Annotated in this window: 24 protein-coding genes; 22 read left to right on the top strand and 2 right to left on the bottom strand. The window is 33.0% G+C overall.

The window, feature by feature from the left end; translation table 11 throughout:
• The first annotated feature begins 21 nt into the window (after nucleotides 1-21).
• From CGC57_RS01650 to CGC57_RS01635, 4 genes are read left to right on the top strand one after another with little or no spacing between them, the layout of a single operon-like run.
• Nucleotides 22-1,230 (top strand): DNA cytosine methyltransferase, encoded by a 1,209-nt coding sequence (locus CGC57_RS01650; protein ID WP_095897700.1) that lies wholly within the window; start codon nucleotides 22-24, stop codon nucleotides 1,228-1,230.
• Entirely contained in the window at nucleotides 1,227-3,509 is a 2,283-nt protein-coding gene (locus tag CGC57_RS01645; RefSeq protein ID WP_095897699.1) for an ATP-binding protein, read from the top strand. The genes CGC57_RS01650 and CGC57_RS01645 overlap by 4 nt, the downstream gene beginning before the upstream one ends.
• A gap of 2 nt (nucleotides 3,510-3,511) precedes the next feature.
• Nucleotides 3,512-4,222, top strand: coding sequence for a hypothetical protein (locus CGC57_RS01640; protein ID WP_095897698.1), 711 nt, complete (start codon nucleotides 3,512-3,514; stop codon nucleotides 4,220-4,222).
• Nucleotides 4,212-4,862 (top strand): hypothetical protein, encoded by a 651-nt coding sequence (locus CGC57_RS01635; RefSeq protein ID WP_095897697.1) that lies wholly within the window; start codon nucleotides 4,212-4,214, stop codon nucleotides 4,860-4,862. The genes CGC57_RS01640 and CGC57_RS01635 overlap by 11 nt, the downstream gene beginning before the upstream one ends.
• Before the next feature lie 77 nt (nucleotides 4,863-4,939).
• On the opposite strand, the gene CGC57_RS01630 is transcribed toward CGC57_RS01635, so the two are convergent.
• Nucleotides 4,940-5,704, bottom strand: a complete 765-nt coding sequence (locus tag CGC57_RS01630) for a hypothetical protein (RefSeq protein ID WP_095897696.1) — start codon at nucleotides 5,702-5,704, stop codon at nucleotides 4,940-4,942.
• Nucleotides 5,701-6,126: a hypothetical protein gene (locus tag CGC57_RS01625; protein WP_095897695.1), complete on the bottom strand. Its 426-nt coding sequence runs from the start codon at nucleotides 6,124-6,126 to the stop codon at nucleotides 5,701-5,703. The genes CGC57_RS01630 and CGC57_RS01625 overlap by 4 nt, the downstream gene beginning before the upstream one ends.
• A gap of 99 nt (nucleotides 6,127-6,225) precedes the next feature.
• Between CGC57_RS01625 and bshA the strand changes: the two genes are divergently transcribed.
• The 18 genes from bshA (at nucleotide 6,226) to CGC57_RS01535 (ending at nucleotide 24,423) form a co-directional block, all read left to right on the top strand.
• Complete coding sequence (gene bshA / locus CGC57_RS01620; RefSeq protein ID WP_095897694.1) at nucleotides 6,226-7,350, top strand: N-acetyl-alpha-D-glucosaminyl L-malate synthase BshA; 1,125 nt, start codon at nucleotides 6,226-6,228, stop codon at nucleotides 7,348-7,350.
• Nucleotides 7,351-7,356: 6 nt separating this feature from the next.
• Nucleotides 7,357-8,271, top strand: a complete 915-nt coding sequence (locus CGC57_RS01615; protein WP_095897693.1) for an NTF2 fold immunity protein — start codon at nucleotides 7,357-7,359, stop codon at nucleotides 8,269-8,271.
• Between the two features lie 2 nt (nucleotides 8,272-8,273).
• The gene (locus CGC57_RS01610; RefSeq protein WP_002679090.1) at nucleotides 8,274-8,837 is read left to right on the top strand and encodes a DUF1697 domain-containing protein; all 564 of its coding nucleotides are present in this window, start codon (nucleotides 8,274-8,276) and stop codon (nucleotides 8,835-8,837) included.
• Nucleotides 8,834-9,169 (top strand): hypothetical protein, encoded by a 336-nt coding sequence (locus CGC57_RS01605; RefSeq protein ID WP_002679204.1) that lies wholly within the window; start codon nucleotides 8,834-8,836, stop codon nucleotides 9,167-9,169. The genes CGC57_RS01610 and CGC57_RS01605 overlap by 4 nt, the downstream gene beginning before the upstream one ends.
• Before the next feature lie 18 nt (nucleotides 9,170-9,187).
• Nucleotides 9,188-9,916: a class I SAM-dependent methyltransferase gene (locus CGC57_RS01600; RefSeq protein WP_095897692.1), complete on the top strand. Its 729-nt coding sequence runs from the start codon at nucleotides 9,188-9,190 to the stop codon at nucleotides 9,914-9,916.
• On the top strand, nucleotides 9,913-10,356 hold the full coding sequence (locus CGC57_RS01595; protein WP_002678940.1) for a hypothetical protein: 444 nt from the start codon (nucleotides 9,913-9,915) through the stop codon (nucleotides 10,354-10,356). The genes CGC57_RS01600 and CGC57_RS01595 overlap by 4 nt, the downstream gene beginning before the upstream one ends.
• Complete coding sequence (locus CGC57_RS01590) at nucleotides 10,357-11,289, top strand: leucine-rich repeat domain-containing protein (protein WP_002679157.1); 933 nt, start codon at nucleotides 10,357-10,359, stop codon at nucleotides 11,287-11,289. It abuts the gene before it with no gap.
• Nucleotides 11,286-11,834, top strand: a complete 549-nt coding sequence (locus CGC57_RS01585) for a hypothetical protein (RefSeq protein ID WP_002679053.1) — start codon at nucleotides 11,286-11,288, stop codon at nucleotides 11,832-11,834. Before CGC57_RS01590 ends, CGC57_RS01585 begins: the two co-directional genes overlap by 4 nt.
• 122 nt (nucleotides 11,835-11,956) lie before the next feature.
• Complete coding sequence (gene rpsF / locus CGC57_RS01580) at nucleotides 11,957-12,298, top strand: 30S ribosomal protein S6 (protein WP_002679068.1); 342 nt, start codon at nucleotides 11,957-11,959, stop codon at nucleotides 12,296-12,298.
• 4 nt (nucleotides 12,299-12,302) lie between these two features.
• The gene (rpsR, locus tag CGC57_RS01575; protein WP_002671374.1) at nucleotides 12,303-12,581 is read left to right on the top strand and encodes a 30S ribosomal protein S18; all 279 of its coding nucleotides are present in this window, start codon (nucleotides 12,303-12,305) and stop codon (nucleotides 12,579-12,581) included.
• A gap of 18 nt (nucleotides 12,582-12,599) precedes the next feature.
• A complete protein-coding gene (gene rplI / locus CGC57_RS01570; protein ID WP_002679071.1) occupies nucleotides 12,600-13,127 on the top strand; it encodes a 50S ribosomal protein L9 in 528 nt (175 codons plus the stop codon).
• A gap of 155 nt (nucleotides 13,128-13,282) precedes the next feature.
• Nucleotides 13,283-16,033: a hypothetical protein gene (locus tag CGC57_RS01565; RefSeq protein ID WP_095897691.1), complete on the top strand. Its 2,751-nt coding sequence runs from the start codon at nucleotides 13,283-13,285 to the stop codon at nucleotides 16,031-16,033.
• 21 nt (nucleotides 16,034-16,054) lie between these two features.
• Nucleotides 16,055-16,621, top strand: coding sequence for an NfeD family protein (locus CGC57_RS01560; protein ID WP_002679085.1), 567 nt, complete (start codon nucleotides 16,055-16,057; stop codon nucleotides 16,619-16,621).
• A 54-nt stretch (nucleotides 16,622-16,675) separates the two neighbouring features.
• Nucleotides 16,676-19,351, top strand: a complete 2,676-nt coding sequence (locus CGC57_RS01555; RefSeq protein ID WP_095897690.1) for an AsmA family protein — start codon at nucleotides 16,676-16,678, stop codon at nucleotides 19,349-19,351.
• Nucleotides 19,352-19,374: 23 nt separating this feature from the next.
• Nucleotides 19,375-20,121, top strand: a complete 747-nt coding sequence (gene gpmA / locus CGC57_RS01550; RefSeq protein ID WP_002679206.1) for a 2,3-diphosphoglycerate-dependent phosphoglycerate mutase — start codon at nucleotides 19,375-19,377, stop codon at nucleotides 20,119-20,121.
• A 449-nt stretch (nucleotides 20,122-20,570) separates the two neighbouring features.
• Entirely contained in the window at nucleotides 20,571-21,962 is a 1,392-nt protein-coding gene (locus CGC57_RS01545; protein WP_009751043.1) for a type III PLP-dependent enzyme domain-containing protein, read from the top strand.
• Nucleotides 21,963-22,046: 84 nt separating this feature from the next.
• On the top strand, nucleotides 22,047-22,994 hold the full coding sequence (locus tag CGC57_RS01540; RefSeq protein ID WP_095897689.1) for a DUF4421 family protein: 948 nt from the start codon (nucleotides 22,047-22,049) through the stop codon (nucleotides 22,992-22,994).
• 172 nt (nucleotides 22,995-23,166) lie between these two features.
• Nucleotides 23,167-24,423 (top strand): tetratricopeptide repeat protein, encoded by a 1,257-nt coding sequence (locus tag CGC57_RS01535; RefSeq protein ID WP_040361137.1) that lies wholly within the window; start codon nucleotides 23,167-23,169, stop codon nucleotides 24,421-24,423.
• The last annotated feature ends 49 nt before the right edge of the window (nucleotides 24,424-24,472 follow it).

Raw genomic sequence — 24,472 nt, 5'->3', positions numbered from 1 at the left:
TGGTTAAATCCGTTAAGAAGAATGTTTAACTATATAGATTTGTTCGCAGGGTGCGGTGGCCTATCTTTAGGACTTAATCGTTCAGGTTGGAAAGGAATGTTTGCTATAGAGAAGAGTCCTCACGCATTCCAAACTTTGGAATATAATTTATGCCAAAGAATAAGTCATTTTGATTGGCCAGAATGGCTCCCAAAGCAAAATCATGACATAAATGATGTTATAAATAATTATTTCGAGGAACTTAAAAATCTTCGAGGGAAAGTAAGCTTGGTTGCTGGAGGTCCGCCTTGTCAGGGGTTTTCAATTGCAGGACAACGAAACGAAAATGATACCAGAAATAAATTAATTGATTCTTATGTGAAGTTTATTTCATTGGTGAAGCCTGATTTGCTTTTTTTTGAGAATGTAAAAGGATTTACTATGGAGTTTAAAGACAATAAAGCAAAAGGTAACCGATATTCACAAATTGTAACAGAAAAATTAAAAAAAGAAGGCTATAATGTTTATGGAAAGCTGATTAATTTTGGTGATTATGGTATTCCTCAAAAGCGAACAAGGTTTATTTTGATAGGAATTAGAAAGGATTTAAAAAACTCCTCCGAAGAAAAAGCAAAAAGTTTTTTTGAACTCATAGAGAATAAAAAGTTTAGTTTTTTAGAAACTAAAAACATAAGTATCAGTCCTACAATTGAGGAGGCTATTTCTGATTTATTATCTGATAATAATAAGCAAATAGAAACGCCAGACAGAAAGGGTTTCAAGAGCAGTAACTACAAGAAAATTAATTCTAATTATCAGAAGTTAATGAGGCAAGACATTGGAAAAGAAGAAACGCCAAATAGTCATAGCTTTGCCAAACATTCTGATCAGATTATTGATAGGTTTTCATATATCCAATCTGTAAGTTCTAATTGCAAAAATATTTCTCAGAAATTAAAAAAAGAGTTAGGGATTTCTAAGCAGGTTTTAGTACCATTACAAGCAAAAGAACAAGCTCCTACTATTACATCACATCCTGATGATTTAATACATTATAAGGAGCCTCGTATTTTAACTGTAAGGGAATATGCTCGATTACAAAGTTTTCCAGATGACTTTATCTTTAAAGGGAAATATACCACTGGTGGAAAATTAAGAAAAATTGAAGTACCCAGGTATACTCAAATAGGCAATGCAATTCCTCCCCTTTTTGGAGAACAAGCAGGTTTAATCTTAAAAGAGTTGATATGAGTAGTACAGAAAATTTTAAAATAAGTGCAGCATTAAAAAATATTATTGGTAAGGAATTAATTACTAATGAATTTGTTGCTGTTTTTGAATTAGTAAAAAACTCATTTGATGCTAATGCTACAAAAGTTGAAATTATCTTTGAGAATAATTATAAGCCAGAATCATCTAAAATAATAATCAAAGATAATGGAAAGGGAATGAATTATAATGATTTGAAAGATAAATGGTTATTTGTTGCTTATTCTGCTAAACGAACAGGAAAAGAAAATGAAGATTATCGAGATAAAATCAAATCAAATAGAATTTTTGCAGGAGCAAAAGGAATTGGTCGTTTCTCTTGCGATAGGCTTGGTAAACATTTAAACCTTATAACATTGAAAAATGAAGATAAGGCAAAAATTGAGAATTTAAATGTTGATTGGGAAAAGTTTGAAAATGCAGATGAAGAGGAATTTATCAATATAAGTGTTACTCATAATACATTATCTGAAAATAAATACCAACTAAAGTATGGTACTATTTTAGAAATTTCAGGGTTAAGAGATGAATGGGACAGAGATAAAATTTTAAAGTTAAAAAAATCATTAGCTAAACTTATTAATCCTAATCAGGAAAATGATAGAGACGGATTTGAAATTGAAATTATCGCAGAGGAAGAAAAAAGACTTGATAATGAGAAAAAAGAAGAAAGAGAAAAAGTTAATGGACTTGTAAAAAATCCTATTTTTGAAACATTAGGAATAAAGACATCTAATATTATTGTTAAAATTAGTGAATATGGTGAGTATATAGAGACTATTTTACAAGATAGAGGAGATAGAATCTATTACCTTAAAGAAAAAAATCCATATCAAGAACTTCACAATATATCAGTTTATCTTTTTGTTTTAAATAAATCTGCTAAGATTAATTTTAAACGAATAATGGGAGTTAATTCTGTGGAATATGGTTCTGTTTTTATGTACAAAAATGGCTTCAGAATTTATCCGTATGGAGAAGAAGGAGAAGATAGATTGCTAATTGATAGAAGAAAACAGCAGGGGCATTTTCGTTATTTTGGAACAAGGGAATTAATCGGACGAATTGAAATAAATGGAGAACAACCCGAATTAAGAGAAATCACCAGTAGAGATGGCGGCTTAGTCAAAACAAAAACTTATGATAAGTTGGTAGATTTCTTTTATCATTATGCTCTTATACGACTAGAAAATTATGTGATTAATATAATTAAATGGGGCGAGGAAAAAATAGATAGAGAAACGGGAGAAATTGTAAATCCTGAGTTATGGCCTAAGGATGTAAAAGTTCAAATTTTGGAACTTATTTCGGGATTTATCAACTCAAATAATATCATAGATATTCAATATGATAAAGATTTTTTACAGGTTATTTCTGAAAAACAAGATAAGAGTGTTGATAAAATTGTAAAAAATATTAATAGAGTTGCCTCTCAGTCTGATAATCCTGAATTGGTAAAAGAGGCTAAAAAGATAGAACAAGCAGTAAAAGGCATTAGAGAAGAGGCAGAACAAGCTCATTTTATTGCTAAAAAAGCGGAAGAAAAAGTAAAGGATATTAGTGATAAACTCGAAATAGAAACACAAAAAAATCAATATCTTAATGCTACAAGGAAAACTCTTAGTGATGATGCTGAACAATTAGTGCATTCAATAGATTTATATATTGGGAATGCTTCAATTTATTTGAGTAATTTATTATCAAGTGATGAGCTAAGCAATTCTATCAAACAACAAATTTATTTGATTAAGAATAACATTGATAAAGCATTAAAGGTTTCTCAGCTTATTATTAAATCTCAATTTGATTATAAATTTACCAGTCAGAGGATTAATTTACCTCAATATATAAAAGAATATTTAAATGATATAGCAGTTTCCAGACCTAATATCAATATTAAAATCTCATCTTTACCTGAAAAGATGAAAATGATAAATCCTATTGATATTGATATTATTATTGATAATTTAATATCAAATTCTATAAAAGCAAAGGCAAAAAATATACTTGTAGAGTTCAATGATAATAAAGAATCTAATAAATTGGAACTTTATTATTATGATGATGGTAATGGCGTTTCTGAAAAATTAGTCAAAAACCCTAATGAAATTTTTGAATTGGGGGTAAGAGACTCTGATGAAAGAGGTTCAGGAATAGGAATGTATGATGTAAGAAAACGCTTGGAGGATATGAGAGCAACTATTGTTTTCAATGGTAATAATGTAAAACTAAAAGGAGCTTCATTTAAAATAGAATTTTAGTTATGGGACATCAGAGTAAAATAGATTTATATTACTTAGTTTTTGATGATGATAGCGACCAAGAAGCTATTCATAGACAAAATGTTACAACTAAAGAGTATAATTGTAATCTTCTTTTTATAAATCCAGAAAATTTTTATAATGTAGAAAGCAATAATTTTGATAAAGAAGCATTTAAAAAAGAAGTAATAAAGAAATCTCAAGGTAAGGAAATAAGCCTTATTGCCACAGATTGGAATCTTATCAATAAAAGTGATAAATTTAATGGAATATGTGGGTGGGATATTATTGAATTAGTAATTGAAGCTAAGCAGAAGCTGGAAAATAAGAGATTTTTAATCTATTCAGGAAATACTAAGTATGTCTCAAAGTTTATTGCTGAAAAAATTAGAGAAAATGATAATATAGAAAAACTGCCAATTGTTATTGAAAAATTATTGAAACTAAGAATAAAAATATGTTCAAGAAATTCCCAATTTGAGGAAATTTTATCCGCTCTGAAAGATGCTAATACAATATCAAGTATTGTCCTAAATACCATCCAATCATTTGGTAAACACAAAATCAATACAGGAAATAAGTTTTATGATGGAAGGGAAATAGTAGATATACTAAAATCTGAGGAAGCTGATATTTTTGGGTTGAAATTTATAAGGGAAATTATAGAATTGGCAATTGCTAAATATTCTGATTTACAAATAGATGATAAATAAAATACTAATTGTTCACGCATTAGATGAAAGTACTAAGTTTTTGTCTATTTTCAAAGAAGCCTTTGAGGAACATTATTTTGCAATAACTTCAAATGAACGAGAAGAAATCGATAAAGTTTACAGCAAAATTAAAGAACTGAACGATAATGATATTTTTATTTTTCTAGGTCATGGTACATCCTACGGGCTATTGGCTCCCAATAGTACAGATATAAAAATATTTGATAAAAATTCTGCTAATGAGATGTTTGAAAGCAAAAATATTCTATTGCTAAGTTGTAAGTCTTCTGATTTTATAGGTAAGTTATCTACATACAAACATATCATAGGTTTTGAAGATATTCCAAGCTCTATGAATGAAATAATTGCTGAAAGAGATATCATTGGAAATCAAAGAAATGTAAATGAAAGAGATATTAAGAGATATAATGAATGTTATACAAGTTCAATAATAAAGGCATTAAAACTCTTATTTCATAAGAAAATTACATTTTTTGAACTCGCAAAGTACATTGAGTTTTTTCTTAACAAAGAAATTATTTCAATATTAGAAGATAAAAGTAAAAAGAACCGAAAAGATTTAGCAGAACTTTTATTTGAGTTTAGAAATGGTATGGTTTTTAAGGATAAAATAAGTTGACTTTACAAATTCCATTTTTTGTATGATTAATTTTACATCTTTCTTCCTTTGTTTAAGCTTTTTTCTGTGATATCTATTTATTTATATAATTCAAATTCTAATATATTATACATATTCTCAAGTTGATATACAACCTTTTCGTTTAAAACTATATCTGATAATAATAATTTTTCTATAGCTTCATAAAAAATCTTTAATGTTTTACTGTTGTTAAGCCATTCTGTAATTTGTATATTCAGTTCTCTATGTTTGTCTTTAAAATAGGTATGATGATACTCTATTCCTCTAGCTTGTAAGCTATACATAAAAATTTCTTCAAAATAACGAATCGCATTTATTTTATAAGCATTAGCTATCCAGCAGTCTAATAAAGGCTGAATGGGCAATCCTGCTAATCCAAAACAAACCAACCAATCTTCAGCCGTGGTGATTTCGGAGTATTTTTCACTGAGAACTTCTTCAAAAAAAGCGAGAGAAAACCGCTTTAAAAAATCTATTTCGGGAGCTTTCCACAAGTCAAGACGTTCAAAATGACATTTAGAGAGTGAGAACCCCTCGTCTATATAAAATACTTTACCCTCACAAAGGAGTTCTAGCATACGTGGTAGAAAATAATGAACTTCTACAATAGCCTTATCTGTACTCACTAACATAGCTTCTATGTAGGTACTAATTTGTTGAAGTGAGAGTTCCCTAAGGCGAATACGGCATAAATCATCTATTTCAGTAGGAGTAATGCAATTACCACAATCACACACCGATAGATGTTTATCTATCGAATAAGTAGAAAAAAGCTGATAGGCTTCTTCTATATAAGGACTTAATTTGTTTGAATATTTCATCTTTTATAACTTAACCAAATAGCTGTACGTCCTCCTTTACGGTCATAAAGAGCCTCAATTTCTCCCCATTCAAAAGAGTGATTATCGCCAATATGGGCTGTGATCCATTGTTTGTAATATTTTTCAGTTTTCAATTCGTATTCCTCACTCCAATCTTCCCACGAAGTCTGTCGTTCGTTCATCGCAAAACATAAACATTCTAGTTGCTCTCCTTTAAAACAAAGAGAAACATCAAAGAGTTTTCCTTCAAAAGAACAATTGTAAAAATATAGCCAATAGTATCCTGTACCTACCTCCCATATTTCATTATTTGGGAAACGTTCTCTAAGATTAGAAAAAGTTGTATTAGTTGTGATGATTTCACTTTCTATGAGAAGGAAATCTCCATTATGAGTGTCTAAAAAAGAAGTTGTTTTTTTCATTTTATCTCTTGTTATCCAACCGCAAAGATATAATTTTTTGTTAATATTTTTTATACCCAACAGAAAAATAGTACTTTTGCCTATCTAATACATAAAAAAATGAATATAGCCATAGTGTGTTATCCTACCTTTGGAGGTAGCGGTGTCGTTGCTACCGAATTAGGACTCGCTTTAGCCCGTAAAGGTCATCAAGTACACTTTATTACTTATAGTTATCCTGTGCGTTTAGACTTCTTGGAAATGAACATTCACTTTCATGAGGTACACGTAGAGGAATACCCCTTGTTTCATTATCAGCCTTACGAATTAGCGTTATCAAGCAAAATGGCTTATGTGGTAAAGACTTACAACATCGATATTTTGCACGTACATTATGCTATTCCGCACGCTTATGCAGGCTATATGGCAAAGCAAATGCTCAAACGTGAAGGAATAGAACTCCCTATGATTACCACTTTGCACGGCACTGATATTACTCTTGTAGGTAATCACCCTACTTATAAAGAAGCGGTAACGTTTAGCATCAACGAATCGGATGTAGTAACTTCAGTTTCAGAGAGTTTGAAACGAGATACATTGCGTCTTTTTAATGTAGATAAAGATATAAAAGTTATTCCTAACTTTATTGGATTGCAAAAAACGGAGCGTGTTTCTCCTTGTAAACGAAGTGTAATGGCAAGTGCTGATGAACTTATCGTTACTCATATCAGCAACTTTAGGAAAGTGAAGCGTGTAGATGATGTAGTAAGGGTGTTCTATGGCATTCAGCAACAGCTTCCTGCTAAATTGATAATGGTAGGTGACGGACCTGAGCGCGAAATAGCCGACCAGCTATGTAAGGATTTAGGTATCAAGAAAAAGGTACTCTTCTTAGGAAATACATCTGATATAGACCGTATATTATGTTTTACAGATTTGTTTTTACTCCCCTCAGAATCCGAAAGTTTTGGACTTTCAGCCTTAGAGGCAATGGCTGCGGGAGTTCCTGTAGTGTCTAGTAACGCAGGAGGCTTATCGGAGGTAAATGAAGAAGGAGTATCAGGCTACTTATGCCCCATAGGAGATGTGCAAACAATGGCTGAAAAAGCTATTTATATTTTGAGTGACAAAGACCGCTTGGCACAATTTAAACAGAATGCTCGAAAAGTAGCAGCTCGTTTTGATGAAGAGAAAATTATACCGATGTATGAAGCTCTTTACTACAATGCTATAAAAGAAAAATAAAATATTATGGCAACATACAAACGCCCCATTACCTTAGATACCGCGCTCAAAGAAGTAACCGAGGAGCGTTTTTGCAAAGGACATCATTACAAGGATGTCACCCTAACCGATGAGATGGTTGAACAGATCGTGCAAGTAAAGTCGTTGGTCAATATGGGATTTATCAATACCGATATTACCGATGAAGCCCTCCAGTACTTGGCGACTTTACCCAAACTAAAACTCCTTTTCTTAGAGGACAACAAACAAGTTACAGGCGAAGGCTTTAAGTACTTTGCCGACAAACCTATTGACCATATCTCGCTGGACGGTTGTCCCGTAACTGATGAAACGCTAAAAATTGTCCTACAAGTACCACGCCTGAAGTCTCTTTCGCTAAAGAGAACAAGAGTTACTTTTGAAGGGCTAATGGCAGTAGCACATTATAACAAGGTAAGTTTCTACCTTGATAAACCTTTCACTGAGGAGCAGATAAAAGCCTTTGAACAAGCCCAACGCATAGCAGGCAAGAAGAAACCAGCGGCAATCCCTACTGATGATTTACCCATAGTAAAGCAACTGCTTTTGGACTTTTTTGCGGCAATGACCGAGTGGGAGGCTTTTGCTGCCAAGAATGATGATACAGAAGAGGGTGAGCTTTTGGTAGAGGAAAAATGCAAAGCCCTCTTCCAAAAGTATTGTACCGATAAGCGCAGGGCGGGCTATCGTCCTGAGGGAATTCATTTTTCACTAAACGAGGGAGGTACTTATAGAGCGCATCAAATCATTGATAGCGAGACCGTAACTAAAAATAAGATATACCTCTATACCCAAAATGATCGTGATGATCAGTTTCGCTTTCTTATCATTAGAAAAGATGGTGAGTGGAAGATAGATGACTGTCAAAGGCACGATGGGGGGTGGACTAAATACGGATTATAATAATGAAAACAAAAGACAAAAAACCTTATATAGCTTTATTGCGAGGAGTAATGCCTACGGGGAAAAACAGAATCCCCAAAATGGCAGAGCTACAAGAATTACTCTCCTCAGAATTTGAAGGGGTACGCACTTATATCCAAAGCGGAAATATAGTGTTCTTATCTGACAAAATACGTGATGAAATAGCCCCCAAAGTCTCCCAATTAATAAAAGAACATATAGGTCCTGACTTACCAACTGTTGTAGCAACTCGTAAGGAAGTACAGGAAATGCTTGATATGAATCCTTTTATAGGAGAAAATTATGATATAGCTCGGGTATTTTTTACGCTCACAAATAGTGTTTTAGCACCTGATTTAGTAGAAAAGTTGAAGAAAGAAACTTTTGATGGAGAAGAATTGGCTATAGTGGGTGATAAAATATATCTATATCTTCCTAAGGATGCTTCAAGGTCTAAATTGAATAACAATTATGTGGAAAAGAGACTTAAAATAGTAGCTACAACGCGTAATTTTAATACTTTGAGCAAACTTATTACAATGGTTGATGAACTTACTAAAGAATGAAAACAGCAAAACAACTCATAGAAGATGAACTTCACAAAACAATTCATCAGCTTAAAGAAGTTTCTCTTTTGCAAGAGGAGAAACAAGCACTTGTAAGCTATAAAAAGGAGTTAGAGCAATTATTGTTTCTCAAAAAACTTTCGGATACTTATCATTTAGAACCTAAAGAGATAGAGCATATTGTTGTATTGCCTCCGCCTCGTACAGATTTTGCTAATTTTCGTATTGTAGATGATGCTGAAACAGAAGAAAAACAATGGTGGGAGGAGTTAAAGATAGAAAATGAACCTCTTTGGCTTTGTGAAGGAGATATTTTGATTAAGAAAAGATAATTTAAAAATATAAATACAATGAAGGATATATCCCAAATATTAAAAGCTGATATAAAAATAGAAGATGGTATTTTTTGCTGTATGAATGACCATTTTGTCAGTGGAGATAATCAAAAATATATGAAAATGTATGATTGGATGTCTTTCTTTTATGATTTTGGAGAAAAATGGATAGGAAAACTCAAGTATGGAAATGACATTGACCGCCTGCGTACGGAATTGATGAGCCGCTTGGAATGGAAGAATGCTATTTCGGTACTTTATGTTTCCATAGGTACAGGGGCAGACTTGCGTTATCTACCGCAAGGGATTGATCTGAAAACAATAGACCTTGTAGGAGCTGATATTTCTATGGGAATGCTCAAAAGATGTAAGAAACAGTGGCAAAAGAAAACAAACCTTACCCTTGTGCAATGTCCCGCTGAAGAGTTACCTTTTGCTGATAATATGTTTGATATTGTTTTTCACAACGGTGGTATCAATTTTTTCAACGATAAAGCTCTTGCTATGAGCGAAATGCTCCGAGTTGCCAAACCAGGAAGCAAGTTGCTTATCGCCGATGAGACAGCCGACTTTGTGGAGACCCAATACAAGAAAAGCGTCTTTTCTAAATCCTATTTTGAAGGCAAAACGGTTGATTTGAACGCCATAGAACAATGTATCCCAACGTCAGTGGTTGAAAAGAAAACAGAATTATTCTGGAATAACAAGTTTTATGGAATCACTTTTAGAAAAATAACTAAATGAATGTCTTACAAAAACGATTAGCACAAATAGGAACTGAGCCTCACGAAAATGGCTTGTGTGACGGAATAGTATATGAAGATACAGAAGACCGATATTATTGGATTTATAACCACTATTCTTATTGCGAATGGCTCAAGCACTATATGATGCACTATGCAGGGCTTAGCAGGGAAGAAGCTACTGAGAAATTAGCTCAAAATAGTCTTTTTGCAACCCCACCTAAAGATATTGAGGCTTTGTTTTGTATTACACACGAGCTTACCTATCACAACGCAATGGAGATAGCCAAAGGAGATATGTATTGGAAGGATGGAACGCCCTCTGATACTAATGGTTTTCAGGAAGAACACGACGTTTGGTACAGACAAACCAAAGAAAAATATCACTTGAACGAAGAATACGAGATACTTAGTTTTGAAGAAATATTAAAATTAAACTAAATGAGTTACATTACCTTTAAAAGCAAGCTCATAGAGCAGAAAGTAAAGCAATATCTGAAAAAGAAACACGCTGACCTTCTTGTAAAAGAGGGGAGGAGGGTGTTAGTCAAAGAAGAAGGAGCGCCTTTGATTACCAAAATGCTTATTCATAACGATGATTTGCACTCGGAGGACTTAGCCGACTTGCAAATGTTTCCTAATATAAAGGAATTAGAGTTGCTATCGGAGAATATTACTGATTTAGAATCCTTACCACCCTTGGAGAAGCTACAAAAACTCTATTTGAATGTCAAGGCAACAGATTATACGCCTCTTGCCAAGTATAAAAAACTGAAAAAAGTAGAGGTTTATGACAGTGGAGTGAGCGATATAACTCCTTTTTGCGAACTATCCAAGCTAAAAGAATTAAAACTATCGTGCAATAAACTCATTTCTTTCGAGGGCATACAACGATTACAAAACCTTACCGAACTTTGGTTGGATAGAAACCAAATCACCGATATATCCCCTTTAACGTGGTTGTCCAATCTTGAATATTTGCAATTAGATAGGAACCAAATTAGCGATTTATCTCCATTGAAAGCCCTCAAGAAGCTCAACACTTTATATTTGTATCACAATGAAGTAAAAGACCTTTCTCCTTTGAAGCATTTATCTTTAGAGGAATTGAACTTAGAGCAAAACAAGATAGAAGACCTTAGCGATTTGGTAGGTATAGAAACACTTAGAAACCTAAAGATATGTTTTAATCCTATAAAAGATGCTTCTCCTTTGCTAAAAATGCCTTATTTAGAGTTTGTTTGTACAGATGCTGAGGATATATACTTACCTTTAGAACGTTACCTCGGTAAAATTGTAGTAAGAGAAGTATTTGGAGGGCAATACCCTAATTTTCAAGAAGCAGATACCTATATATTTAGTAAAAAAGAATGAAAAAAATATCCTTATTAGCCTCTTTGTTAGCCTTATTCTCTTGCAAAAAAATGCCAGAAGAGCGAAAAGCTACCGAAGCCTTTCCCTTGCAATCCTTATTTACTTATGAGTATTGTGGAGAAAAGGATGGTTTTCAGTATTTCTTATTGGGGAATAGTTGGGAGCGTAAAGTGTTCAAAATAAAAAGCTCAGAAATATACATTGATCCTCAATATGCTTTCCACGCTGATCCCTCTTTTGAGCCTAAAATACCTATTACCCCCGTTGAACAAGAAAAGGTTTTTGCCGAAATTCCTATGAATGGACAAAAGCTCTATTTGTATAAGGGAGATATCGTACTGCGTTATTTCCTTAGCTGTTCTGATGTGCACAAACAAAAGACGAATCGCTCTACCTACCTATATGATGAAATAAGCCAGCAGGAAGCTGAGGCACACCAAGAAGAACGTGCCTACTATATAGGTTATTACAAAGGTGAAAAACTAACTCGTTACCAAAAAATATATAGGGGAGAGATGTTAATAGAGAAAGAAATAGAATATTAATATATTTATTATCAGTTAATTAATTTGATTTATTGCAAAAAAAATGTATTTTATTTTGTTACTTCAAATAAATATACTACTTTTGCGCCCTGAATTAAAAATCATTTAATCATTTTATTTTTATGAATCAATACGAAACTGTTTTCATTTTGAATCCCGTTTTATCTGAAACTCAGATAAAGGAAGCAGTAGAAAAGTTTGAAAATTTTCTTACTTCAAGGGGTGCAGAATTTGTAGCAAAAGAGAATTGGGGCTTGAAAAAATTAGCTTACCCAATCCAAAACAAAAAAAGCGGATTTTATCACCTCTTTGAATTTAAAGTAGCTGGTGAAGTAATCGACGCTTTCGAATTGGAATTCCGTCGTGACGAACGTGTTATGCGTTACCTCACTGTGAAATTAGACAAGCACGCCATCGAGTGGGCTGAAAAAAGAAGAGCTAAGTTAAACACTAAAAAAGCGTAAGAAAATGGCAGTAGAACAAAAAAAAGGAGATATCAAATACCTCACTCCACTAAACATCGACACTTCTAAACAAAAGAAATATTGTCGCTTTAAAAAATCAGGTATTAAATACATTGATTACAAAGATGCTGACTTCCTCTTGAAGTTTGTGAACGAACAAGGTAAATTGCTACCTCGTCGCCTTACTGGTACTTCATTGAAGTTCCAACGCAAAGTGGCTACCGCCGTAAAAAGAGCTCGCCACTTGGCTTTAATGCCTTATGTAGCCGATTTATTAAAATAATAACAAGGAGTAGAAACTATGGAAATTATACTTAAACAAGACGTACATAATTTAGGTTTTAAAGACGATGTCGTTACTGTAAAGAATGGCTATGGTCGTAATTACCTCATTCCGCAAGGATTCGCAATTTTAGCTACTCCCTCAGCAAAAAAGGTATTAGCTGAAAACTTAAAACAAAAAGCTTATAAAGAGCAACACATCATTGAAGAAGCTAAGAAAACTGCTAAAGCTCTAGCTAACTTAGCAGTGAAAATTGTAGCCAAAGTAGGTGCTGGTGATAAACTCTTTGGTTCTGTTAATCACGCTGATGTTGCTCAAGAATTAGCTAAAGCTGGTCACAATATCGATAAAAAATTTATCTCTATCGCAGGTAACACTATCAAACGTACAGGTAAATACAACGCTGCTATCCGTTTACACCGTGAAGTAATCGTTGATTTCCCATTCGAAATTGTAGCAGAAGTAGCCAAAGTTGAAGCTAAACCTACTGAAAAAGTAGAAGAACCTAAAGTAGAAGTGTCTGCTGAGCAATCTACTGAAAACTAATAAATTATAAGTAGTAAATAGTTCATATCAATTATAATTTTTGATACCTATTAAAGAAGTGAAATCTTTAATAGGTATTTTTTTTACAAATATATTTTTTTTTCTCAAAAATAATATCTACTTTTGCCTCGTTTTTTAGCAAGTTTCTTATTACAATGGAATCAAAAATTAATACAGTCGGCCTAACTATATGGGGCTACAAGCAAGGTTGTAAAGTTTTAGCTTCTCAAGGAGTTAATTTTCAACTTAAAGAAATAAAGGACAGATTAAAGGACCTTAGTGCTTTTATTCGTATCCATATTCCTCGTGTAGATTTTTACACACTTCAATTTACGCAAAATTATAAAATATACACCCAATATCGCTCTTCTCGTGAGGTGAATGGTCAAACAGGAGTGTATATAGCTATTTCTTTGTATATTCCTCATTCTTTGCAATGGCGTGGAGTTCGGCAAGTACTCAACTTGTTGATGGATATGTACTTTGCAGAACATATAAACTACGAAAATGGGGCGCCATTGCTTAATGAAAAAGAAGATATCTTCCCTTATTTCAATCTCCTACGAGGTTATGAAAAACAACTTACTGAAGAGCTAGATGCAAAACCTTGCACTTTAGAAATGCCCTATGCACCTAAGGTTTTTTCTTACAGAGATATTTATGAAGTAGATAAATACTTCAATACACCATATCGTCCTGAGTTTAGCAACCTTCAGGATATCTTATTCTTGCGAAATGAATTCGTCGAAAATCCTTTTGCTTATAGTATAGAGCTTCTTTTCCCCGAATATAGAACTCTCTCAAATACAGCTGCAAGTACAGCAAGTAATAGCGGAACATCTCACTTTACTATCTCTGATAAAAGAATAAAAGTTTTAGCTTTTATGAGAAATGGTAGAGATGTAAGTTCTACTTATAGAAGTGAGATTTTTTCAGATGATGATACTATAGAATTACTCCTTGAAAAATCTAAGTATCACCAAATGTTCTCTTATAATGATACTATTAAAAAAGCAATTAAAAAAGGTTATATCAAACGTACTGATAATAGTTATAGTTTAGAGTATGTCCCTTTTGTAGAAAAAGAAACAAAACTCTATGTCGAAACTCCTCAGTATGATTTTCAAAAATATATTACTTTCTTAACTTTAGAAAGTGGTAGCTTCAAAATTAAACCTCATAGTGATAGCAAAGGCTTTTATTTCCTTTTTAAAGGTGAAGAGGCTCAAAAGATATTCAATATCAGTTATAATGGAATTGTTTTTAGAAGTAATTATGTAGTAGATGAAAAAGTCCCTCTATCTATTCCTTTTGAACAATATCATTTTACAGTTGTTTCCAATAAAATAGTATCTGTAGCTCTGAAAATCAATGGGATTTTATTTAGCAACTCCTTGCGTAGTGACTCTCCTATAGAGATAGTTCTTCCTGAACACTTGTATCACTTTGAGTTTGAGAATCAAGATACAAAGAGGGTGATAAGTATTTCTAAAAGTGGTGAGATAAACTATGAAATTGAGGGTAATGTACACAATCCTCAAATGCTTGCTTCTGAAAGCCCTCAAGCAAAAAATCAACTTGCTGTAGTGAATAATAATAGCTTGGCTATTATTGGAGATGACAAGAATAAGCCTGTACACAAATCTCGCTTCTTCTGGCTAAAAATAGCATCTATTGTAGTATTTGTTTTGGCATTAGTAGGTATAGGTTATTGGTTTATATTTCCTATGCTCAAAGATCCTACCAAGGCTTACATTGCTTTTAATTCTGAAAGCAAAATTGAAGATATTCATTTCTTAACAAATATAGATGAACGTACTTATGAGATTGACAGTGCTTGTATCCGCTTAAAAAAAGGATTACCTGAAACTGAAACTAAACTGGTAATTACTTTTGCTGAAGAAGGAAAAGATACTGTTGTTTTTAATAGAGAACAACTATCTAAATTGGCGACAATGGTACAACAAGGTAATAAAGATACTCTTAAAATTGATATAGTATCTCCTGCTCGTTTCTTTCTTGCTGAAGTGCAAAATTGGAAAAATACTCACGCCGATCCTAAAGGAGCTCTTTTCTTAGCTGAAGCAAAAAAACGAAACTATCTTACTGAGAAATTACGTCCTGAGTTTGAAAAAGCAGTATGGGAGAATTTCTTGAAAGATTTTGATTATTCAGCTTATAATAGAGAACAAGTAGATAGTCTTTTGCGTCCTTATTTAAGAGGAGGGGCTTCCGAATTAAAATCCTATCAAAAAGATTTGGAACAAATTATTTCTCAAACTAAAAGTCGCGAGAATCAGGAAGATAATATAGTAGAAGTAGCAACCCCTATGCCTGTTGATACTCCTGCACCTATAAGAGAATCTAAACCTGTTGCAACAACACCTAAAAGCAACCCTAAACCTAAGAAGAATATTCCTACTTCTCATCCTATTGAGACTACTACAGTTATAGTAGAGGGAGGAGATTCTAAAACAGTAGTGAGACGTACTAGAACAGGGGCAAGACCTCACGCTACTAATGTAAGCCTCACAGAGGAGTTTATTGCTGATTTAAAACGTTTCAACTCTCCTTCTTGCTCTGAAGAAGTGGTGGATAAAGTAAAAATTAATGCAAAACGTCTAAGTAATAGTGATTGGGAAGTTGTATCTTACGATTTTAATCAAAACAAAAATGAAATTGAGGAACGTGTGAGACAATATGTAGCATTCTTTACTGCCGTAAAAACAGGAGGTTCCATAGAAAATCTTAAACCGCCCTATTTTGGAGGACAATCAAATATAATCTATTTTCTTAAGAGAGGGGATAATTTTAAAATTGTAAAAGGAAAAACAAATCTCAAAACTTTTACTGATATTCGTCAGGCAATTATCAATACAGGTGTAGAACCTAAATCAATACGATAATAACCATAAAAACTATATACTATGTTAGAAGTTTTCAATAACTTTGATACTCTTTTAAAAGGATTTTGGATGGTAGCAATCCCTAGTTCTGTGATTTTTATTATCCAAATGATACTTACATTTATAGGAAGTGACGCCTCCGATGGTACTTCCGCCGATTTCGATGGTGATCTCAACGGAGGCGACACACCTTTCCAGCTTTTCTCTTTTCGTAATTTGATGAACTTCTTGTTAGGATTTAGCTGGACTGGTATTTCATTTTATAAAATTATTAACAATCAACTCCTACTCATAACTTTAGCTATTGTAGTAGGAGTTTTGTTTGTATACTTATTTTTCCTTATTATCAGAGCTCTAATGAGACTTTCAGAAGACAATACTTTCAAACTCTCAGAAACTATAGGAAAAACGGCTGAAGTTTATATTCCTATACCTGAATACAAGCAGGGGAGGGGTAAAGTAACCATTAGTGTACGCGGAACTATACACGAATTAGACGCTATGACCACTGGTGAGCGGCTTCCTTCTAACACCATCGTGAAAATAATTTCTATAGACGATGCCGTTTTATTTGTAGAACGATTGTAACAATTCAAAATTATTTCGTACCTTTGCCCTCTATAAAATATAATTGTAAACACAATGAAAATAGCTAAAAAAATATTTAAGTGGGGAGGTATTACACTTTTGCTCCTCATCATTGCAATGATTGCTATTCCTTTTTTCTTTAAAGATACTATTAAAGAAAAGGTGATTGAGATGGCAAATAAGAATTTAAAAGCAAATATTGCTTTGCAAGATGTAGATATCAGTCTATTTAAAAACTTTCCTAAAGCTCAAGTAACCCTAAATGATTTTGTATTAGTAAATAAAGAACCCTTTGTAGGTGATACTCTTTTTGCTGCTAAACATATTGATGTAACTTTGAGTATAAAAGATTTATTAGCGGGTAACTACAATTTGTTAGGTGCTAATGTGAAAGATGCTTCTGTATACATACACCTTAATAAAGAAGGAGTTGGTAACTTTGATATCGCCATCCCTTCCGATAAACCTGAAGAAGAATCTGCTCCTATCAAACTCGATATTCAACAATATAACGTTGAAAATTTAAAATTCACTTTTAAAATGGATGACGGTAACCTCTTTATGGAAGTAGCCGACATCTATCATAGCGGAAAAGGTAACTTTGCTGAAGAAGTGTTGGATTTAGATACACAAACTAAAGCCAACGTAACTTTTGCAATGGATAAAAGTACTTTTATGAAACAAGTACCTATTACACTTCAAGCTATTTTAGGTATTGACCTAAAAAATCAAAAGTACACTTTCAAACAAAATAAAGCTACTGTAAACCGCTTAGATTTGGTGTTTGATGGATTTATTCAGCTATTAGAAGAAGGACAACGTTACGATCTTACTTTTAGCACTCCTACTAATTCATTTCAAAACTTCTTAGCTCTTATTCCTGAAGAGTACTCCAAAAGTATTGAAAATGTAAAAACTACAGGTAATCTCACTCTCAAAGGTTTTGCAAAAGGAGATATGGTAGGTGATAAAATTCCTACTTTCGGACTTGAAATGTATGCAGACAATGCTTCTTTTAAATATCCGAACCTGCCTAAAACGGTGCGTGACATCACTATCGACCTAAAAATAAACAACACTACGGGTATTACCAACGATACCAAAGTAAATCTCAATAAATTTACAATGAGTATCGACCAAGATCACTTCTCAGCTCGTGCCAATGTGAGTAATATAGTAGTAAATCCATTTGTTGATTTAGCAGTAAAAGGTACTATTAATTTAGCTAATTTATCTCAAGCTTATCCAATTTCGTTAGATAAGAAGTTCTCAGGTATTCTTCGTGCTGATATCGCTACACAGCTGGATATGAAATCAGTAGAAACTAAAAACTATCAAAATATTAAAGCACAAGGTAATTTATCCCTTTCTCAATTTGTATATGCAGGCGAAGAGTTTGTGAAGCCTTTTCATATTGATAATTTGAATGTAGCATTTAGTCCTTCACACATTGGGCTATCTCAATTCGATGCCCGTACAGGTGAAACCGATTTGCATCTTACTGGAACAATTGATAATCTATACGGATTTGCTTTTAGAAAAGAAATTCTCAAAGGAAACTTCAATCTTTCTTCTAATAAATTGGTAGTAAACGATTTTATGCAACCTGCTGCCGAAACAACAACTCCTAAAAAAGAAACTAAAGAAGCTCCAAAAACTACTACTAAAGTTCCTGCTCAAGCAGCTATAAAAGTACCTGCTTTCTTGGATTGTACTCTTACAGCTAAAGCTAATACAGTGTTATACGACAATTTGAAGTTGAGTAATGTATCAGGAAAACTGATAATAAAAGATGAAAAAGTAGCTTTAGAAAACCTAAAATCAGATATTTTTGGAGGTAATATAGTCCTCTCAGGTGATGTCTCTACCAAAGAGAAAACACCTACTTTTGATGTAGATTTAAACCTCAATCGTGTCAATATTCCCGAAGCGTTCTCTCAAATTACGATGTTAGAAAAAATTGCGCCTATTGCTAAAGTAGTACAAGGTAAAGTAAATACTGTTATCAATGTGAAAGGTTCTTTGAAAAACGATTTAACTCCTGAAATCAATAGTGTCTCAGGTGATTTATTCGCAGCTCTCATCGACTCTAAGATTGATAGTCACGGTTCAGCCTTACTTTCAGCCTTAGATAGCCAATTTACAGGATTGAATTTAAATAATCTTAACCTCAAAGATGTGAAAGCAGCAGTTGATTTTGAGGATGGAAAAGTAAAAATAAAACCTTTTACTATTAAATATAAAGATGTAGCTATAGAGGTAGCGGGGTCTCACGGATTCGACCAACAGATGAATTACAAACTCACTTTCAATGTTCCCCCTCAAATGTTAGGTAAAGAAGCCGAAGGTTTGTTATCAAAACTCACTCCTGAAAATCAGAAAAAAATAACCAACTTACCTGTAGTTGCAACCGTTGGAGGAACTTTTAAAAAACCTCAAGTAAGCACTGATGCCAAAACCGTAGTAAAAGATTTAGCTACTCAAATAGCTAAAAACCAAATTAATAATCTTACTGCTAAAGGTACTGATGCACTACAACAAGCGTTAGGAAGTAAAACCAGTTCAGGTACAGCAGGCGAAATAACCAAAACTGTTGGTGGACTGATGAAAAATAGAGACAGCACAATGACTAAAGTGAAAGAAAAAGCTAAAGAGGAGGCTAAAAAAGAAGCTAAAAAACAATTAGGTAACTTCCTTAAAGGCTTAGGCGGAAAAAATGAAGGCGAATAAAAATAAAATTAATTGAATTATATATGTATAAAGTAGTACTTTTACGCCACGGACAAAGTGAATGGAACAAGCTCAACCTATTCACAGGGTGGCAAGATGTAGATTTAACTGAGCAAGGAGTACAAGAAGCTCGCGAAGCAGGACGTGTAATGAAAGAAGAAGGTTTCAAATTCGATGTTGCCTACACATCTGTACTTAAAAGAGCTATCAAAACTTTGAACAATGCTTTAGAAGCAATGGGTGACCTTTGGGTACCTACTCACAAAAGCTGGAGACTCAATGAAAAAAGTTATGGAGCACTACAAGGTTTAAACAAAGCTGAAACAGCTGCTAAATATGGTGAAGACCAAGTACTTTTATGGCGTCGCTCTTATGATGTACGTCCTCCATTTATTGAAGAATCCGATGAACGTCACCCGTCACACGACCGTCGCTATGCTGCCCTTACTAAAGAAGAAAAAACAGCTGGCGAAAGTTTGAAAGATTGCTATGATCGTATGTTGCCTATATGGTTCAATGAGATAGCTCCTGATATCAAAGCTGGTAAAAGTGTAATCATTGCAGCTCACGGTAATAGTTTGCGCTCATTAGTTCAATACCTCGACGGACTTTCTGAGGATGAAATCCTTAAACTCAACATCCCTACAGGGGTGCCTTTGGTGTATGAACTCGATGCTAACTTAAAACCTATCAAGCACTATTACTTAGGTGACCAAGAAGCAATTGCAGCTGCTATTAACAGCGTTGCAAATCAAGGAAAATCAAAATAGTATTTGTTTTTATAAAAAATACCTCCAAGAAATTTTATCCTTTCTGGAGGTATTTTTATCTTCTATTAAATGAGTATATTCCACAACTTGAACCTTAAAAATATTTAGATTAATGTTCTATACAATAAAATATTCCTCACTTTTTTCTATTCAATATGTTTGTAATTCAAAAATAATAATTATTTTTGCACTCAAATAGTAATATACTATTTCTGAAGTATAAGATAATTTAATTACTAAAACCTTTGGTCGTTGAAAATGAACATTTTATTTTTAAGTTATTTTCACTCTGCACGCACTCATTCTCTACAAATTAAATTTAAGGCTAAAAGTCTTTCACCACTTCGTATTTGAATCAGGTGTAGTTAGGTAATAATTAGGTGACAAATTAAGGTTACCTCAAATGTTTTTTACTAAAAATTACTCATTATTTAATTTACACTGTACAAATGAAAAATAAATATATCGACCTAATTGACCAAACCTACTATTTTCCACAAGATGAATTTACTTTAGATGGCGATGAACTTCGCTTTCACAATATTGATTTGATGGAACTTGTACGCAAGTATGGAGCTCCCCTCAAATTTATGTATCTACCCAGAATATCCGAGAATATTCAACGTGCCAAAAAATGGTTTGAAAAAGCTATTAAAAAACACAAATATAAAGGGGCTTATAACTATTGTTATTGCACCAAAAGTTCTCATTTCAAACACGTAATGGTAGAAGCTTTGAAAAATGATATCCACATGGAAACCTCTTCAGCTTTTGATATCAATATTATCAACAACCTTATCAGCGAAGGATTGATTACCAAAGAGAACTATATTTTGTGTAATGGTTTCAAACGTGATGCTTATATTGATGGCATTGCCGATCTTATCAATCGTGGCTATCAAAATTGTATTCCAATTATTGATAACTATGAGGAAATCAATTTGTTTGAAGAAAAAATAAAAGGCTCATACAATATTGGTATTCGCATTGCTTCTGAAGAAGACCCTCGTTCTGAGTTCTATACCAGTCGTTTAGGTATTGGCTACAAAAATATTGTACCTTTCTATAATCGAGAGATTAAGGATAATCCTAAAGTACGCCTCAAAATGTTGCACTTCTTTATCAATACAGGTATTAAAGATAATGCCTACTATTGGAATGAACTTTTGAAGTGTTTGCGTGTATATATCCAGCTCAAAAAAGTAGCTCCTGAACTTGATAGCCTTAATATAGGTGGTGGTTTTCCAATCAAAAGTTCATTAGCTTTTGAGTATGATTATGCCTATATGGTTGATGAGATTATCCGCCAGATAAAAATTACTTGCGATCAAGAAAAAGTACCCGTGCCTAATATCTTTACTGAATTTGGAAGTTTCACAGTGGGAGAAGCCGGGGGCGCTATCTACGAGATAATGTACCAAAAACAACAAAACGACCGTGAAAAATGGAATATGATTAATTCCTCTTTCATTACTACTTTGCCTGATTCTTGGGCTATTAATAAACGTTTTGTATTATTGCCTATCAACCGTTGGAATGATGAGTATGAACGCGTACTTCTTGGTGGGCTTACTTGTGATGGTGATGATTATTACAATAGCGAACAAAATATGAACGCTATCTATTTACCTAAATACAACAAAAATAAACCACTCTATATAGGTTTCTTCAATACAGGGGCATATCAGGATAGTATTGGTGGGGTAGGGGGATTGCAACACTGCCTCATTCCACAACCTAAAATAGTACTTATTGATAAAGATAAAAATGGTAACCTCACCTCTCGTCTCTTTATGGAACAGCAAAAAGCTGACGAAATGTTAAAAATCTTAGGTTACTAAAATTTAAGGTATAAACTTTGCTAAAGTCTCTTACGAGACTTTAGCAAAGTTCAACAAAACCTTTCCTTTTTAACTTCTAACAGGATGAAATATATAGTTCTTTTTTTCTTATCAATCACTACTTTATGGGCACAAGATACCACTACTACTAAAAGGTATCAATATAAAGTGTGGATAAAACCGTCATTGAGTATTAATTATCTCGCAGTTGATATAGAAGATTCTCCTATAAATATAAATCTAAAAAATAAAACAATATTGCCCAACTATCCTCTTACAATGGGGTTGGGTTTAGGAGTGCATAATACCTATGTAAACCTAGACTATGCCAGAGGTTTAATGCCTTTGCGCAATGAAAATAAATATGGAAAAACGAGCTATTTTGATTTTCAAATACATTCTTTTATTAGCAATAAGTTTTTGTTAGACCTTTATTACCAAAGTTATAAAGGTTTCTATTATGAAAATGGTCAAAATATACATCTTCTCAAAGATGCTCGTGTACAACAGATAGGAAGTGAATTTTTATACTTCACCAAATGGAGAGAAACCTCTTTAAAAAATATTTTTAATCCAGAAGGTAATCAATTAAAACCTTTATTTAGTTTTTATGTTGGAGGAGGCGTTTTCTATCATAAACTCAGTTTGCCTCTTATAGATCTAGATAGAACTGACGATTTCAAGCATATACAAACTGGGTTAAGTGGAGGGGTAGCCAATCTTTGGCAAATTGCCCCTAATCTCACCTTTAGTGGTTTAGTAGGATTAGGATTCTATTTTGGGGGAGAAACAGCTCCTATAAGTAAAATGAAAATTAATCAATATGTAAATTTTAGATACAATATTGCTCTTACTTACAAAATTAAAAACTCAACAATAGATTTTTCAATACTACATAATAATAAACGAGTATATTTTAATAATTCCGACCTTGTAAGTATTAAAAACTCTACTTTTAGAATTAGTTTTACACAACAACTCAATGTAACTACTCGCCATAACAACAAAGTGATGAGGTTCTTAGGAATGTAATCTATTCCTTTTGAGAAAACAATAATCTAATAATCAAAATAATACAATTGGTATAATATTTGTTTCTAAATAAAAAGTTAAAAATATTTGGTATTTTTAAAATAAAGCACTACATTTGCGAATTATAAATAAATACATAAAACAAAAAACTGTTTTAAAATTGCAAAACAATATGAGAAAACCATTATTAATGGCTGCTGCGCTACTTATTTCGGCAGTCGCATTCGGACAAAAAAAAGAGCTTAAAGAGATTGAAAAACAAATCCGTAAAGGTGATTTAACATCAGCTCAAAGTGGTTTAAATGCCATCAAAGGAAGTGTAGAAGGCACTGAATTTGCTCCTCAGTTTTATTTTTTAGAAGCTCAAGCTAATATCGAGCTAACTAAGAAAAACAAAAGTTTGGCTTCTTTGCAAAACGCTACCGCTGCTTTTGCTAAAGTAAAACAATTAGAAGGCGGTAAAGGAAAATATACTAATCAGTTACAATCATTAGCTGATGAAGCTATAAACTTTGCAGTAGGACAAGCTCAAGAAAAGTACAAAGCTAAGGATTACAAAAATGCTTCAGTAGCTTTTGAACAAGTATATCGCCTTAGCGCTCGCGATACTGTGTTCTTATACAATGCTGCTGTAGTAGCAGTAGAAGGCAAAGACTATGATAAAGCCGTGAAATTGTACTCAGAACTTAAAGACCTTGGTTATGATGGAGCTGAAACACTTTATATCGCAACCAATAAACAAACTAAACAAGATGAGACTTTCTCTGATAAAAACCAAGCTGAACTAATGGTAAAAGCAGGGACTCACGAAAAAGCAAGAGTTGAAAAAACACCTTCTAAACGCGCCGATATCATAAAAAACATAGCCTTTATCTATGTAGAACAAAAGAAAGTTGATGAGGCTATCAAAGCATTTGAAGATGCTAAAAAAGCATATCCTAAAGATGCAAACATCATCCTTGCTGAAGCTAATGTATACTTGCAGTTAGATAATAAAGAAAAATTCAAACAACTAATGCAAGAAGCTGCTCAATTAGATCCAAATAATGCTGACCTTCACTACAATATTGGAGTAATCAATATGCAACAAGGTAATATTTTGGAAGCACGCAAAGGTTTTGAACAAGCACTTAAAATTAAACCTAACTACGCTGATGCAGCTTTGAATATCTCTACTACCTACATCAATGAAGGTAATGGTTTGATTGAGCAAATGAACAAATTAGGAAATTCTAAAGCTGATATTGCTAAATTTGAAGCATTAAGAGACCAAAAAGATGGTTTATTCAAAAAAGGTGCTGAAGTATTAGAGAATTATACTAAAGCAAATGGTAATGTTGAAAACATCTTAGAACAATTGAAAAACATCTATGGAGCTTTAGGAGATAGTGCTAATTTCCAACGTGTAAAAAAACTTTTAGGACAATAATTGAATCCTATGAAAATGAAAAATAGGAATTAGAGAGAAAAGTCTAATT

The organism is Capnocytophaga sputigena (assembly GCF_002302495.1).
In the GTDB taxonomy this organism is placed as follows: domain Bacteria; phylum Bacteroidota; class Bacteroidia; order Flavobacteriales; family Flavobacteriaceae; genus Capnocytophaga; species Capnocytophaga sputigena.
The sequence above is the reverse complement of the archived record's forward strand: the minus strand, read 5'-3'. Positions and strand labels throughout refer to the sequence as shown.